Origin of the sequence: Actinoplanes sp. NPDC049802 (assembly GCF_040656595.1) — a bacterium.
Lineage (GTDB): Bacteria > Actinomycetota > Actinomycetes > Mycobacteriales > Micromonosporaceae > Actinoplanes.
Genome location: NZ_JBFAMR010000011.1, coordinates 112,662 through 125,998 on the forward strand (window position 1 = coordinate 112,662; position 13,337 = coordinate 125,998).

General features: G+C 69.5%; 13 protein-coding genes. 6 read left to right on the forward strand and 7 right to left on the reverse strand.

From position 1 onward, the window contains the following. Positions 1 to 6 precede the first annotated feature (6 nt). On the reverse strand, positions 7 to 480 hold the full coding sequence (locus AB0I88_RS11155; protein WP_361021196.1) for a hypothetical protein: 474 nt from the start codon (positions 478 to 480) through the stop codon (positions 7 to 9). A gap of 129 nt (positions 481 to 609) precedes the next feature. Here AB0I88_RS11155 and AB0I88_RS11160 point away from each other — a divergent pair, with 129 nt between their 5' ends. From AB0I88_RS11160 to AB0I88_RS11175, 4 genes are all read left to right on the forward strand, one after another. Further along, a complete protein-coding gene (locus AB0I88_RS11160; RefSeq protein ID WP_361021198.1) occupies positions 610 to 1,353 on the forward strand; it encodes an amino acid ABC transporter ATP-binding protein in 744 nt (247 codons plus the stop codon). Between the two features lie 82 nt (positions 1,354 to 1,435). Further along, positions 1,436 to 2,371 (forward strand): glutamate ABC transporter substrate-binding protein, encoded by a 936-nt coding sequence (locus AB0I88_RS11165; RefSeq protein ID WP_361021200.1) that lies wholly within the window; start codon positions 1,436 to 1,438, stop codon positions 2,369 to 2,371. Between the two features lie 68 nt (positions 2,372 to 2,439). Continuing rightward, complete coding sequence (locus tag AB0I88_RS11170; RefSeq protein WP_361021202.1) at positions 2,440 to 3,096, forward strand: amino acid ABC transporter permease; 657 nt, start codon at positions 2,440 to 2,442, stop codon at positions 3,094 to 3,096. After that, the gene (locus AB0I88_RS11175) at positions 3,093 to 3,947 is read left to right on the forward strand and encodes an amino acid ABC transporter permease (protein ID WP_361021204.1); all 855 of its coding nucleotides are present in this window, start codon (positions 3,093 to 3,095) and stop codon (positions 3,945 to 3,947) included. Before AB0I88_RS11170 ends, AB0I88_RS11175 begins: the two co-directional genes overlap by 4 nt. A gap of 7 nt (positions 3,948 to 3,954) precedes the next feature. Here the strand turns inward: AB0I88_RS11175 and rny are convergent, their stop codons facing one another. The 6 genes from rny to AB0I88_RS11205 form a co-directional block, all read right to left on the reverse strand. Further along, positions 3,955 to 5,679: a ribonuclease Y gene (gene rny / locus AB0I88_RS11180; RefSeq protein WP_361021294.1), complete on the reverse strand. Its 1,725-nt coding sequence runs from the start codon at positions 5,677 to 5,679 to the stop codon at positions 3,955 to 3,957. Between the two features lie 1,304 nt (positions 5,680 to 6,983). Then, positions 6,984 to 7,739, reverse strand: coding sequence for a regulatory protein RecX (locus AB0I88_RS11185; RefSeq protein ID WP_361021206.1), 756 nt, complete (start codon positions 7,737 to 7,739; stop codon positions 6,984 to 6,986). A 14-nt stretch (positions 7,740 to 7,753) separates the two neighbouring features. Next, complete coding sequence (recA, locus tag AB0I88_RS11190) at positions 7,754 to 8,800, reverse strand: recombinase RecA (protein WP_361021209.1); 1,047 nt, start codon at positions 8,798 to 8,800, stop codon at positions 7,754 to 7,756. Positions 8,801 to 8,995: 195 nt separating this feature from the next. Next, positions 8,996 to 9,196 (reverse strand): DUF3046 domain-containing protein, encoded by a 201-nt coding sequence (locus AB0I88_RS11195; RefSeq protein ID WP_361021211.1) that lies wholly within the window; start codon positions 9,194 to 9,196, stop codon positions 8,996 to 8,998. A gap of 35 nt (positions 9,197 to 9,231) precedes the next feature. Then, a complete protein-coding gene (locus AB0I88_RS11200) occupies positions 9,232 to 9,894 on the reverse strand; it encodes a UdgX family uracil-DNA binding protein (protein WP_361021213.1) in 663 nt (220 codons plus the stop codon). A gap of 87 nt (positions 9,895 to 9,981) precedes the next feature. Continuing rightward, a complete protein-coding gene (locus AB0I88_RS11205; protein WP_361021215.1) occupies positions 9,982 to 11,328 on the reverse strand; it encodes an aminotransferase class I/II-fold pyridoxal phosphate-dependent enzyme in 1,347 nt (448 codons plus the stop codon). 63 nt (positions 11,329 to 11,391) lie between these two features. Here AB0I88_RS11205 and AB0I88_RS11210 point away from each other — a divergent pair, with 63 nt between their 5' ends. Together AB0I88_RS11210 and leuE are read left to right on the forward strand one after the other, a co-directional pair. Then, positions 11,392 to 12,630: a bifunctional pyridoxamine 5'-phosphate oxidase family protein/GNAT family N-acetyltransferase gene (locus AB0I88_RS11210; RefSeq protein WP_361021217.1), complete on the forward strand. Its 1,239-nt coding sequence runs from the start codon at positions 11,392 to 11,394 to the stop codon at positions 12,628 to 12,630. Between the two features lie 48 nt (positions 12,631 to 12,678). Continuing rightward, positions 12,679 to 13,335, forward strand: a complete 657-nt coding sequence (leuE, locus tag AB0I88_RS11215) for a leucine efflux protein LeuE (RefSeq protein ID WP_361021219.1) — start codon at positions 12,679 to 12,681, stop codon at positions 13,333 to 13,335. Positions 13,336 to 13,337 lie beyond the last annotated feature (2 nt).

Sequence of the window (13,337 nt, forward strand, 5' to 3'; positions counted from 1 at the left end):
TACCCGTTACGCCGCGGCGGGCCGCTCCGGAGTCGGGCCGGGTTTCCACCGCGATCGGTCACAGCCGGCCGGGTGGGCGCAGGCCGGGTCGGCGCCGGTGCAGGGCCGCAGCCGGCGGCGCTCCGGCCCGTCGTCGGTCTCCACCTCGTCGACGTGCACGGCCCGTAACGATCCGTCGGGCTCCGCGAGCACGTACCGCGACGGGTTGAGGGTGTCGTCGGGAAGCAGGAGCGCGGCACGCAGCCGGACCGCGACGGCGCTCGCGACCGTCTCCTCGGCGACTCCGCCGGGTGTCAGGTAGACGTCGACGAGGGTCGGGAAGTCGCCACCGACGTGGTAGACGTCGCAGAGCAGATCGGCTCCGGGGAGCAGGCCGTGGACCGGGCGTTCCAGCGCGCCGGCGAGCGCGCCCATGACGCGGTCGGGCTCGACGCGCCCGGCGACACACCAGTTCCACGGGCCGTTCGCCATGTACTCCATGCTGTCGGCCCCTCTCTCAGCGCACCGGCTGTGTTACCGCTCCGTGACCATTCTCGACACAATCCGATACGGAGCGCCCCATAGGGTGTGTCCATTCGAGTGAACCGAGAACGAGTGGATGGACCAGGGGTGACAGACGAGGCTCTCATCGTCCTTGAGAACGTCAACAAGTGGTTCGGCCCCTTGCACGTGCTGCAGGACGTGGACCTGTCCGTCGCGCGTGGTGAGGTCGTGGTCGTGATCGGACCGTCCGGGTCCGGCAAGTCCACGCTGTGCCGTGCCATCAACCGGCTGGAGCCGATCGACTCCGGCCGGATCGTCTTCGACGGACAGGTGCTGCCGGCCGAGGGTCGCGGGCTCGCCCGGCTGCGCAGCGAGGTCGGCATGGTCTTCCAGTCCTTCAACCTGTTCGCGCACAAGACCATCCTGCAGAACGTGATGCTCGGGCCGATCAAGGTGCGCAAGGAGAAGAAGGCGGTGGTCCAGGATCGGGCCATGGCCCTCCTGGAACGGGTGGGCATCGCCAACCAGGCCGACAAGTACCCGGCCCAGCTCTCCGGCGGCCAGCAGCAGCGGGTGGCGATCGCCCGCGCGCTCGCCATGCAGCCCAAGGCGATGCTCTTCGACGAGCCGACCAGCGCCCTCGACCCGGAGATGGTCGGCGAGGTGCTGGAGGTGATGACGTCGCTGGCCGGTGAGGGGATGACGATGGTCGTCGTCACCCATGAGATGGGTTTCGCGCGACACGCCGCCGACCGTGTCGTATTCATGGCAGACGGCCGATTGGTCGAAGAGGCCACGCCGGACGAATTCTTCGCGAACCCGCGCAGCGAGCGGGCGAAGGACTTCCTGTCCAAGATCCTCACGCACTGAGCGTTCTCAGGCCCGCCGCCGCATGACGGCGGACCCGATCCGTCGCTCGGCGGCGGGCTGATCCACAAGAAGGAGAAGAGATATGCGTTTCACTCGCGTAGCCGTACTGGCCACTGCCGCGGCTCTCACTTTCGGCCTCGCCGCCTGCGGTGAGGAGGGAACCCCCACCCCCAGCGGTGCCGGCGGCACCGACGCCGCGGCGCCTTCGGACACCTGCCAGAGCTCGGGTACGACGTTCACCGCCGACTCCGCGGCGGCCGTCACCGGCAGCCCCACCTTCGACAAGATCAAGTCGGCCGGCAAGGTCGTCGTCGGCGTCAAGTTCGACCAGCCGAACCTGGGCTACAAGGACACCGCGGGCACCCGCTGCGGCTTCGACATCGAGATCGCCCAGTACCTCGCCTCCAAGCTCGGCGTCGACCCCGCGAAGATCGAGTACAAGGAGATCCCGTCCGCCAACCGGGAGACCGCGATCAAGGGTGGTGAGATCGACTACTACGTCGGCACCTACTCGATCACCGACAAGCGCAAGGCGGACGTCTCGTTCGCCGGGCCGTACTTCGTGGCCGGTCAGGACCTCCTGGTCCGCAAGGACGAGACCGCGATCACCGGCAAGGACACCCTCAAAGGCAAGAAGGTCTGCTCCGCGACCGGCTCCACGCCGATCCAGCGGGTCCGCGACGAGGCGCTGACCGAGCCGGAGAACATCGTCGAGTTCAAGACCTACTCCGAGTGCGTCTCGCAGCTGCTGGACAAGAAGGTTGACGCCGTCACCACCGACGACGCGATCCTCAAGGGTTACGCCGCGCAGAGCCCGACCGACCTGAAGGTCGTCGGCCAGCCGTTCAGCACCGAGAAGTACGGCATCGGCCTGCCGCGCGACGACAAGGCGTTCCGCGACTTCTTCAACGACAAGCTGGAGGCCGCCTTCACCGACGGCACCTGGAAGAAGATCTACGACGGCACCCTGGGCAAGTCGGGCTCGCCGGCCACCGCCCCGACCCTCGAGCGCTACTGATCGACGCCACGCCGGCCGGCGTCGGGTGGTCCGCCACCCGGCGCCGGCCGGTCAGTTGAAGGACGGGCATGACGGAATTCATCAACGTTCTGACGGACAACTGGTCCTTGTTCGTCCAGGGCTTCACCAACACGGTGTATCTGTTCCTCGTGAGCGCGGTCGGCAGCCTCCTGCTGGGCGTCCTGCTCGGCGCGTTCCGGGTCTCGCCGATCCCGGCGCTCCGCTGGTTCGGCGCCAGCTACGTCAACATCGTGCGGAACACGCCGTTGACGCTGGTCTTCGCGTTCCTGGTGTTCGCGGTCCCGAAACTGGACGTCAACCTCGACTACGACCAGGCCGCGTTCACCGCCCTCACGTTCTACACCGCGGCGTTCGTCTGCGAGGTGGTCCGCTCCGGCATCAACACGGTTCCGGCCGGACAGGCCGAGGCGGCCCGCGCCGTCGGCATGACCTTCGACCAGGTGCTCGTGCAGGTGATCCTCCCGCAGGCACTGCGAGCCATGGTGCCGCCGCTGGTCAGCGTCATGATCGCGATGCTGAAGAACACCACGGTGGCGGCCGGCTTCTCGGTGCTGGAGGCGGGCGCGATCCCGGCGTACATGGCCGAGCGCGGTGAACCGCAGTTCTACGTCCTGCTGTGGATCACCATCGGCTTCCTGATCCTGATCACTCCGCTGGTGTTGTTGCAGCGGTCCCTCGAGCGCAAGTGGGCGGTGGCGCGATGACGTCGGTGCTGTACGACCTGCCCGGCCCCAAGGGCCGCCGCCGCAACCTGATCATCGGCGTCCTGGCCACGATCGCGATCCTCGGCCTGATCGCGTTCGTGATCTACCGGTTCTGGGAGACCGGCCAGTTCGAGGCCCGCCGGTGGGACCAGTTCAAGTACAAGGCCGTGCAGATGGAACTGCTCAACGGCGTCTGGTTCACCCTCAAGGCGGCCGGCATCGCGGCGGTCCTCGCGCTGCTCTTCGGCGCCGTCTTCGCGGCCGGGCGGCTCAGCGACCACGCCGTCCTGCGAGCCCCGTCCACCGCCGTGGTCGAACTGTTCCGGGCCATCCCGCTGCTCATCCTGATCTTCTTCGGGTACTACGTGCCGCTCCAGTACGGGTGGCCCATCGACAAGATGTGGGCCCTCGTCATCGGCCTCACCCTGTACAACGGCTCGGTGCTCGCCGAGATCTTCCGGGCCGGCGTCAACGCGGTCGCCAAGGGGCAGTCGGAGGCCTCCTACGCCATCGGCATGCGGAAGAACCAGGTGCTACGGCTCATCCTGCTGCCCCAGGCCTTCCGGGCCATGCTGCCGGCCATCGTCAGCCAGCTCGTCGTCCTGCTGAAGGACACCGCGCTCGGGTTCATCATCACCTACCCGGAACTGCTGACCGTCGGCAAGACCATCGGCGGGCGGCTCGCCTTCGGGCTCCCCTACGTGCCGGCGTACCTGGTGGTCGGGGCCATCTACCTCACCCTGTGCGGCATGCTGTCGATCCTCGCCTGGTGGCTGCAACGCCACCTCAGCCGACTGCCGCGGGCCAAGGCCAAACCGCTGCCGCTCACCGACGCCACCCGACAGATCTGAGACCGGCTCACCGGGCCAGTTCGGTCACCCGCGACTCACGGACCACGGTGACCCGGATCTGGCCCGGGTAGGTCAGCTCCTCCTCGATCTGCTTCGCCACGTCACGAGCCAGCACGGCGGCGCCGATGTCGTCGATGTCGTCCGGCCGCACCATCACCCGGATCTCACGGCCGGCCTGCATCGCGAAGACCTTCTCCACCCCGACCTTGCCGCCGGCGATCTCCTCGATCCGCTCCAGGCGCTTCACGTACGCCTCCAGGCTCTCCCGCCGCGCCCCCGGCCGGCCGCCCGAGCAGGCATCCGCGGCCTGCGTCAGCACCGCCTCGATGGTCTGCGGCGGCACCTCGTTGTGATGCGCTTCGATGGCGTGTACGACATCCTCGTGCTCGCCGTACTTGCGGGCCAGATCGGCGCCGATCAGGGCATGGCTGCCCTCCACCTCGTGGGTCAGCGCCTTGCCGATGTCGTGCAGGAAGGCGGACCGCTTCATCGTCGGCACGTCCAGGCCCATCTCGGCGGCCATGATCCCGGCGATGTGCGCCGTCTCCACCAGATGCTTCAGCACGTTCTGGCCGTAACTCGTCCGGTACCGCAGCCGGCCCAGCAGCTTCACCAGCTCCGGGTGGATGTTCGTGATCCCGACGTCGACCAGGGCCTCCTCGGCCGCCCGGTCGCAGAGCCGCTCCACCTCGTTCTTCGCGCTGTCGAAGACCTCCTCGATCCGGTGCGGGTGGATCCGGCCGTCCAGGACCAGCTTCTCCAGCGTGAGGCGGCCCACCTCACGGCGTACCGGATCGAAGCAGGAGAGAAGAACCGCCTCCGGGGTGTCGTCGATGATCAGGTTGACACCGGTCGTCGACTCGAAGGCCCGGATGTTGCGGCCCTCACGGCCGATGATCCGGCCCTTCATCTCGTCACTCGGCAGATGCAGCACACTGACGACGCTCTCCGCCGTCTGCTCACTCGCGATCCGCTGAATCGCGTCGACCACGATGTGCCGGGCCCGGGTGTCCGCGGTGTTCTTCGCCTCGGTCTCGATGTCCCGGATCAGGATCGCCGCCTCGCGCTTCGCCTGCCCCTCGATCGCCTCGATCAGCTCGGCACGGGCCGCCTCCGCGGTCAGCCCGGCGATCCGCTCCAGCTCCCGGCGCCTGACCTCCTCGGCCTTCGTCAGATCGGCCTCACGCTTGGTGAGAGCCGCCTCCCGGGACGACAGGTCCGTCTCCAGCGCGGCCAGGCGGCGCTCCCGTTCGACGAGACGCTCCACCTCCTCGCCGTGCAGCCGCTCCCGCTCGTCGATCCGCGCGGCCCGGCGCTCCACCTCCGCCGCCTGTTCCTTCACCGTGACGTTGAGCAGCGCGATCTCCCGCTCCCCACTCCGGCGGGCGGCGGCGCGCAACTGCTCCGCGTCGGCCTCGGCCTGGCGGTGGGCGTGCTCCAGGATGGTGTCGGCCTCACTGTGCGCCGTCTCCAGAACGCGGCGCGCCTCGGCCCGGGCCGCGCTCGCCTCGGCCTTCGCAGCGGCGGCCTCCGCACGAACCGACGCGGCCTTGGCGTTGGCGTCCTCCACCTTCGCCCGGGCGTCACCGACCGCCTGCTCCTGACGGTCCTGGGCGTCCTGCCGGTCGGCACGCAACTGGCGCAGCGCACGCGCCCCGAGGACCAGCCCCGCTATCACCGCTACAGCGATCACGATGATGGCAACCACCAGCGCCCAGTCCAGCGGGGTCATCATCTCGCCGCGTCTCCCTTCGCCGCCGGCGCGGTGCACACGCGCGCGGGCCTCTCTACGGGATGCCCGACCAAGGCAGCAGACCGCGGGCGGCACCGGCCCCGGGTACACGCGCTCCGCCGTTCGGCTACCCCGAGGTTCCAGTCTCCGTCCGGCGCCGGATCTCCGCCGGGTGCGGCGCACCACGCCCGGGAGCGACCCTCTTTCCGCGGAACGCGTGGAGGCTTCCGGGCGGGCCGGTGGCTACGTGAGGACCGCGGCGTTCTGGTCGCCGCGGAGTTCGCAGTCGATCCGGTCGCCCGGACCTTCCCGTGCTTCGCCGCGCCCGTTGCGCGCGGCGGAGCGTCGGGCGGTCCGGTTCGCCGCCGTGGGTTCCGTCGCGCCGCCGGCCATGGATTCCGCGGTTACCCGAATCGGTGGGACCCGGCAGTTGCCCGGTCACCTCGATTCGGCCACGCGGGCCGCCTCCGGCACATGAACTGCCAGAACCGTCCCTGCCGCCCGCTGTCGCGGGTGCGCTCGGGCTCCATGACCGGAGACCGCCAGCCGAATGATGAATCCGGTCAGCGTTTCCCTGCGTAGCCCTCGCCACCGCGGTCGCCCCGCCGATCGGGGCATCGTTACCGTCCGTGGGATACGACGATGGCTCGAGCGATCTTTCTCGCCCGAGATCCATCTGCTCGCCCCCGGCCGGCGCGGATGCCCCTTGCCGGCGAACCGCCCGTCGGCCGCTCGAATCAGAGTGTGTGGAGTTGTGGGGTTGACCGCCGGTATGTCGCGCCATCAGCCGCGCGGTCAGCGGCCGACGGAGGCACCTCACGGACGTCGGACCGCCCAAGTGATGCCGTAATGTAATGCGATCTATGTTGTGCCTGTTGCATGCGATGGTCGAACAAACCTTGTGTAACGCGAGGCTAGGTCGCGAGCACCACTTCGGTCAAGGACTCATGATTCGGCAGGGGATGGGACGTAGGGCACAGACCCGCTTACGCCCAGCTCACGATCCTGCTGGACATTCCCGACGTACCATGCGATCACGCCGCAGTGGTGGAAAGTCACTCCCGGGCCTCAACCATTATCGCCATGCCCGCCACCAACGCGTCACACGACACGGAGCGTAACGACGGAACGGGTCCGGCAGCCGCCCCTCTGGACCACTGCGTGATATCCCGCCTAAAGGCCACCAGCCGAGCAATCCTCACATCAGGACTATATCGGCGATCGCCCTGGTCCCGGCTCCAACACCGGGTCTTCCCATGGCGTGACGAAGCGACTCGGCGCCACGGACGAGTGGCGGGTCGTGCTCAGAGGCCGGTGGCCTCGTCCGCGAGAGCGTCCGCGTCGATCGCGTCGGCGAACTCGGCGGCCTCGGCGTCGCGGGCCGCCAGGGCGTCCTTGACCGCCCGGATGGCGATGCCCGCCGGGTAGCCCTTGCGGGCGAGCATGGCGACCAGACGCCGGAAGACCGCTTCAGGGGCACCCGACGCCGTACGAAGTCTGCGATCGACCAGCGCGCGGGCAGCGGCCGCCTCCGCCTCTTCGTCGACCGCTTCCAGCGCTTCGGAGGCCACCTCCGCGTCGACCCCGCGCTGACGCAACTCGTTGGCGAGCGCGCGCCGAGCCAGCCCCCGGCCATGGTGCCGGCTGGAGACCCAGGCACGGGCGAACGCGGCGTCGTCGATGATGCCGACCTCGTCATACCGATCGAGGACCTCGGCGATCACCTCTTCGGAGATCTCCTTGCGAACCAGCGCCTTCGCCAGCTCGGCCCGGGTCCGTGGTCGAACCGCGAGCTGACGGAGACAGATCTCCCGGGCGATCTCGGACTCACTGCGCGGCGGAGACTCCGGCCGCTCCCGCCCGGCGCCGCCCGGGACGTCAGACGAGCCTGATGCGCCCGGGACGTCAGACGAGCCGGACCCGCCCGGGCGACGGCGAGTGCCACGTCCGTCGGCGCGGCCGGTCTCCCCCGCCTGCCCGGCCGCGGGCATGCCGGTCCCGGCCCGGGGCGGGATGGCATCCCATCCTCGCCCGGACCGTGCGCCGCGCCGTCCCACCATCGCCGTTTACCGGATCAGAAGTCGACCGGCGGCAGCTCGGGGCCACCCGCCGCGTCGGCGCCGGCCTGCCCGACGCCGAGCTTCTCGAGGATCTTCTTCTCGATCTCGGCGGCGACGTCCGGGTTCTCCTTGAGGAACTCCCGGGCCTTCTCCTTGCCCTGGCCGAGCTGATCGCCGTCATACGTGTACCAGGCGCCGGACTTGCGGATGATGCTCTGCTCGACACCGACGTCGATGAGCGATCCCTCACGGGAGATGCCCTTGCCATACATGATGTCGAACTCGGCCTGCTTGAACGGCGCGGCCACCTTGTTCTTGACGACCTTGACCCGGGTGCGGTTACCGACGACGTCGGTGCCGTCCTTCAGGCTCTCGATGCGCCGGACGTCGAGACGCACCGACGCGTAGAACTTCAGCGCGCGGCCACCGGTCGTCGTCTCGGGCGAGCCGAACATGACGCCGATCTTCTCGCGGAGCTGGTTGATGAAGATCGCGGTGGTTCCGGAGTTGTTGAGGATACCGGTGATCTTTCGGAGGGCCTGGCTCATGAGACGGGCCTGGAGACCGACGTGACTGTCACCCATCTCACCCTCGATCTCGGCCCGCGGCACCAGGGCGGCCACCGAGTCGATGACGATGATGTCGAGCGCGCCCGAGCGGATCAGCATGTCCGCGATCTCGAGAGCCTGCTCACCGGTGTCCGGCTGGGAGACGAGGAGGGCGTCGGTGTCGACGCCGAGAGCCCGAGCGTACTCCGGGTCGAGAGCGTGCTCGGCGTCGATGAAGGCCGCGATGCCGCCGGCCTTCTGCGCGTTCGCCACCGCGTGCAGGGCGACGGTCGTCTTACCGCTCGACTCCGGCCCGTAGATCTCGATGACCCGGCCACGGGGCAGGCCACCGACACCCAGCGCCACATCCAGCGCGATGGAACTGGTCGGGATGACGGCGGTCTGCACGACCGGCCGCTCCCCGAGCCGCATCACCGAGCCCTTGCCGAACTGCTTGTCGATCTGTGCCAGCGCTAGTTCGAGCGCCTTCTCCCGATCGGGTCCTGCCGCCATTACCGCCACCCCTGTATTCGACTTCGCGTTCTTCGCGGACGAGCTTTTGTTCACCACGGTCGACACGGTAGGCGGTGGGTATGACAAAAATCCTCCGCCCTGTCGTGCGCTGTGGATGACCGAGTCGCTGTGGACAATAGCCGAACACCTGTACGAGGATCGAGTGACACGCCCGAACAGGCGTACTAAAGCAGCTCAGCGTAGTCGCGCAGGCACCCGATCGGGGTATGCGGCGACCACCGCGCGCCAGATAGTAGCCGTATCGACACCCTGGGCGATGGCAGTATCGATGGTCCGCCCACCCAACTCCGTGAAGGCATGATCCGCGGCGATGCTACGGGCGTAGGCAGCACCGAAACTCTGTTCCAGACGCTCCCAGAAATCTGTCAGACGCACCGTGAAAGGGTACCCACGAGCGGTCCACCGAGCCGTCAGGCGACCGCCGCGGCAGCAACTCGAAGATCATCGACCAATCCCCGGTACGCCGTCTCGCGATCATCCGCGCGCAGCACCGCCGAGGGGTGGATCGTGGCCAGTGCCTGAATCTCGGCCATCGGGAAATCCTCGGGATGCTGGGCCGACGCTGGCCACGGCATCAACCGCCCGCGCGACCGGGTCACCCGGAAGGACGGGCCGAGCAGCGCCTTGCCCGCGGTAGCGCCCAGGATGACCACGAGCTCCGGCTTGAGCAGAGCGAACTCGGAGACCAGCCACGGCCGGCAGGCGGTGATGTGGGCGGGCCCCGGGTTCTGGTGGATCCGCCGGCTGCCCCGCGACTCGAATCTGAAGTGTTTGACCGCGTTGGTGATGTAGAGGTCGGCCGGGTCGATGCCGGCGTCGTCGACCGCTTCCCGCAGCAGCCGGCCCGCCGGGCCCACGAACGGCAGGCCCTGCCGGTCCTCGACGTCACCGGGCTGCTCGCCCACGAAGACGATCTTGGCGTGGGGGGCTCCGCGGCCGAACACCGTCTGGGTCGCGTTCTGATGGAGCTCGCAGCCATGACAGTCCGTCGCGGCCAGCTTCAGCTCGTCGATGCTCCGTGGGTGCGGCGACACCCATTGCTGCGCGCCGACCGGCGCCTCCGTCCCTGGCATTGCACCGTTCTACCCGTTGCCACCGACAGAACTCGCCCCGGGCCGCTCTTCCGGGGGACGGCGGCCCTCCTCTCGCCGGTGGAGTCCTCACCGCATCGGCGGGGCCATGCCGGCCGGATTGACGGCGGCCGCCACCGCCCGGGCCAGCTCCGCCGACTCCTCGGGCTCGATCGTGCTGATCGTTATACGGATCCCCGGTGGGGAGCTGATCCGGAACAGGGCGCCGGGTGCCACCGCGAATCCCCGATCACGGAGCGCCGCGACCGCACGGGTCTCATCGGGCACCGGAACCCAGACGTTGATGCCGGTGTCGCCGAACGACGCGACCCCCTCCGCCCGGAGCGCCGCCAGCAGCGCCCGGCGGCGATCCCCATACACCCGCGCGGCGTGGGCGACCAGCGCGGTGATCTCCTCGTCCCGCCACAGCCGGAGCAGCAGCCGCTGAAGGACGGTCGAGACCCAGCCCATGCCGATCCGCATCCGCCCGGCCACCCGGGCCACGGTCGTCTCGTCGCCGGCGAGCACGGCGATGCGCAGATCCGGCCCGAACGGTTTGGAGGCGGATCTGACGAACGCCCAGCAACCGGTTACCGGACCGATGCAGCACGGCTCGTGCTCGGCCAGCTCAGCGGCATGATCATCCTCGATGACGGCGATACCCGGGTGGCAGGTCAACAGCTCCCGGAGCCGGGCGGCCCGATCGGCGCTGACCGCGGCGCCCGTCGGATTCTGTGCCCGGACGGTGATCACCACGGCCCGGGCGCCGGATCGCAGCGCGGCGGCCAGCGACTCCGGGTCGGGGCCCTCGTCGTCGACGGCGAACGGGACCGCGCGCAGCCCCAGGGCGGCCACCAGGTCGATCAGGGCCGCCCACCCAGGGTCCTCGATACCGACGGCGTCGCCTGGCCGGAGATGAGCGGTGAGCACCCGCTCGATCGAGTCGAGCGCACCCGAGGTGACCACGATCGCCGAGCCGGAGACGGGCACTCCCTCGGCCAGCAGGCGCGGCCGGGCGGCGTCGGCGAGCTCCGGCATGGTGACCGCGGACGCATACCCCCGCGGCGGGTCGATGCTCGCCGCGACCGCGACCATCGCCGGCGCCAAGGGTGGCAACAGGCGAGGATCCGGCTCCCCGCCGGCGAGATCACGCAGGCCCGCCGGCGCGGGAACGCGCAGGGCCGCACGCGTCACCGCCACGGACGGGCGGGAACGGACCCGGGTGCCGCGCCGGCCCTCGGTCTCGATCACACCGCGCTGGCGCAGCTCCTGATAGGCCCTGGCCACGGTGGCCGGGCTGACGTGCAGATCGCCCGCGAGGACCCGGACCGACGGAAGCGCCGCCCCGGCGACCCAGTCCCCCCGGACGACGCCCGCCTCGATGCTGGCCGAAATCTCGGCGGCGCTCTCACCACTGACCTGATACTGTGCTGCCACAGAAACGATTCTGTACTAGTACAGAATGAACCGCAAGCGCATACACCAGCCGGGGAGGCCACCGTGACCGACCTCTACACCCGCACCGCTCGCACGACGGCCACACGCACCCGCAAACGCATGCGATACGAGCGCGAGGCGGCCCACGCCATCCTCGACGAGGCTTATGACTGCGCGGTGGGTTTCGTGGTGGATGGTGAGCCCCGGGTGCTGCCCAATCTGCACGTGCGTGTCGACGACACCCTCTACCTGCACGGCTCCACCGGCTCGCGGCTGGGTCTCGCGGCGCGCGGCGGCGGCGTGCCGGTCTGCGTGACCGTCACCCTGCTGGACGCGCTGGTCTACGCACGATCACAGTTCAATCACAGTGCCAACTACCGCTCCGTGGTCGCCCTCGGGACCGCCCGGCCGGTCACCGACGACGCCGAGAAGCTGCGCGTGCTGATCGCGCTGGCCGACAAGGTCGGTGAGGGCCGCTCACGGGACAGCCGGCCGCCCACCCGCCAGGAGCTCGCGCAGACGACGGTGCTGGCGCTGCCGCTCGTCGAGGTTTCGGTGCGGGTTCGGGACGCCGGAGCCGTCGACGATCCGGAGGATCTGGACCTGCCGCACTGGGCCGGAGTCCTCCCGCTGCGGACGGTGGCCGGCCCGCCGGTGACCGAGCCGGGCGTCGCGGCCGCCCCACCGGGGTATCTTCCCGGTTCCCCCTCGCAGTGGCAGACACCGGTCGTGCTGGAGGGGCGGCACGTGCGCCTGGAGCCACTCACCCCCGGCCATGTGGAGCGGCTGTTCGAGGCGCTGGACGACGAGGAGGTCTGGCGGCACATCCCGTTCCCACGGCCCCGCACCGCGGAGGACCTGGCCGAGGATGTCGCGGGCGTGCTGCGCGGGCAGTGGCTGGGCGTGCGTTCCGGCTGGGCGCAGGTCGACCCGGCCACCGGCGCGGTGATGGGCATGACGACCTATCACGACATCGACACCGAGCTACGGGCTCTCGGCATCGGTCACACGATGCTGGGGCGGAAGTGGTGGCGGACCGGGGTCAACACCGAGGCGAAGCTGTTGCTGATGGAGCGGGCGTTCGACGTGCTCGGGGCCGAGCGGGTGTTCTGGTACACCGACATCCGCAACGAGCGGTCCCAGCGGGCGATCGCCCGGCTGGGCGCCAGCCGGGACGGGATGATCCGCCGTCAGCGCAAGCGGCCCGACGGCACGTGGCGTGACACCGTGCTGTTCGCCATGACGGCCGACGAGTGGCCGGCCGCGGCCCAGCGGCTCAGGGACCGGCTGGCCTCGGGATGAAACCCATCGGTGATACTCCTCGAGCCTCCGCGAGAAAGGCGACCCCCGATGCTCGGCATCACTGATTTCTGGACATATGTGGCTGGAGTGGTGGCCATCATCCTTCTGCCTGGGCCGAATTCGATCTTCGTGCTCTCGGTTGGCGCCCAGCGCGGCGTCCGCGCCGGTTACCAGGCCGCGGGCGGGGTCTTCCTGGGTGACGCCGTACTGATGGTCCTGTCAGCGACCGGCGTGGCCTCCCTGATCGCCGCCTACCCGGCACTGTTCCTCCTGCTCAAATACGCGGGGGCGGCGTATCTGTCCTGGGTCGGCCTCAACATCATCCGTAGCGCCTGGCGGCGATGGCGCACCCGTGCGGAGCCGGCTACCACGACAACGACCGGTGAGCCACCGGCCGGCATGCGGCGCCCGTTCCGCCGGGCCGCCGTGATCAGCCTGCTCAACCCCAAGGCGATCCTGTTCTTCGTGTCGTTCTTCATCCAGTTCGTCCAGCCGGGCTATGCCCATCCGGAGCTGTCGTTCCTGGTCCTCGGCGCGGTGGTGCAGTTCTTCAGCGCGCTCTACCTGACCACGCTGATCTTCGCCGGGCGCTACCTCGCCGGGCAGTTCCGGGAACGGCGCCGGCTGGCCACCGGAGCGACCACCGCCGTCGGCGCGCTGTTCGTCGGGTTCGGGGTCAGACTCGCCACGGCCGGCGTGGGATGAGC